Raw genomic sequence first — 1,592 nt, 5'->3', positions numbered from 1 at the left:
CTCCAGGTCCGACGACAACAAGCCGTCGGATGCATCTGAAATATCCAGGCACTCCATGCCGCGGAGAAGGGAGCTGCGCCCGTTGATGTTGGCAATCCTCACTCTGGCAACCCTTCATGGATGTAGTCGTGCGCGGACACAGCAGCCCGAGCCACCTCGTATGCCTGCCTCAGCGCGCCAGCGGACTGCGGGATTCCGACCTCGGGGGGCGGCAGCTCCGGTGCCCATCTAGCCTCATATTCGATCGAGACGGTGTCGTCGTAGCCACTTCGCATCAGGGCGGCGAGGATTTCGGACCAAGGGAGGATTCCCTGGCCGATCACCTTCGAACGGACGTGCCGGCTCTCCGGATCCAATTTGTGCACCTGCGTGGCGCTGAACGGCGCGTCGCGGTCGAGGAAGATGAGGTCCTTGGCGTGCACGTGTCGGATGGCCGAAGCCTGCAGTGCGATCGCTTCGGGAAAGTCCTCACAGTGCGTGAACGTCAGATTCGCCTGGTCGTAAAGGATTCGGACGTTGGGTTGCCCTACGTCGCGGATTAGGTTGGCGGTCTCTGCCGCAGACACCGCCAACGTCCCGAAGTGATTCTCCACGCACAACACGACTCCGGCCGCTTCCGCTACTTGGCCAAGGCGGCCCAAAGAGTCCACCAGCCGTGCTCGCGAGCCGACAGCATCATCGCCGCCATGGTTCTCACCGGCGTAGACACGGATCTTCGAAGCGCCGACAATCACAGCGGTCTCGACGCAACGCTCGAACCTGGCGATGGCCTGTCGACGCTGCTGCTCCTCGGGATGGTTCAAACCTGTCATGTACGGCGTTAGGGCAACGATGGGCAGGCCAAGGGAGCGGCTGAGGTTGCGGGCGTCGTGGGCGTCGTGCAGGTACGCCGACTCCGAGATGGCTGCCGGGTAGTCGTCCTGCCAAATGACCTCGGCACCGTCAAGCGATGCCTCATGAAACAGCAGCAGAGCTTCTCGCAACGTGTGCCTAGGCGTGCCGAGGGTGTGACCCAAGAACTTCAAAGAGACCTCCTGTAACAGGGTTGCAACCTTAGCGATGTAAGTCGTTGCGGTCAAGATGTGGCAATGCCCCGTGGTGGGAACCCGATGTATTGTCGTTACATTTGGAGCCGGGTGGACGTTGGGAGTATCGGCAGAGGGAGCCCTAAGGCTGGGGAGCTGACGTTCGAGCGCCGGCTTGTGCAGACCTCGAAGCCACATGGCTCACCAGGCCTGGTGATCGCGGTCGCCGACCTAGTCGCCTTATAGAGATCGCAGCGTGCTCGCGCGAGTTTGCGTGGTAGCGCTGACTGTGCAAGTCGTGAGGTCGTGTGACCGCAGGATCTGAAGATGCGCGGTCGTGCTGGTCGAACGGTTCCAGGCCGACACTCCATCAAAATGGGTGTCAAGGGCCATTGAGTTCTGCCCAGAGGCGGTCGTGAGACCTGCCCGGTGACGGTCACGTGAACTGCCCGGTGGTGGCCATGGGATCTGCCCAGTTGCTGGCCACCAATGGCCCCGTTTCTCAGTTCAAGGGGTTCACCCCGTGGCCGGCCAGGGCTTGGGACAGGCGCACGCTTTCGCCGGTGG

1 protein-coding gene is annotated in these 1,592 nt (G+C 62.1%); it reads right to left on the bottom strand.

Translation table 11 applies throughout. The annotated features are described in order from the left end of the window. Positions 1-98 precede the first annotated feature (98 nt). Positions 99-1,025 carry a sugar phosphate isomerase/epimerase family protein gene (locus AC1DVZ_RS18815; protein ID WP_477619723.1) on the bottom strand — a complete coding sequence of 309 codons (927 nt, stop codon included), beginning with the start codon at positions 1,023-1,025 and terminating at the stop codon, positions 99-101. Between the last annotated feature and the right edge of the window lie 567 nt (positions 1,026-1,592).

This window comes from Pedococcus sp. P2_E5 (assembly GCF_056403895.1).
This window is presented reverse-complemented; position numbering and strand designations above follow the sequence as displayed.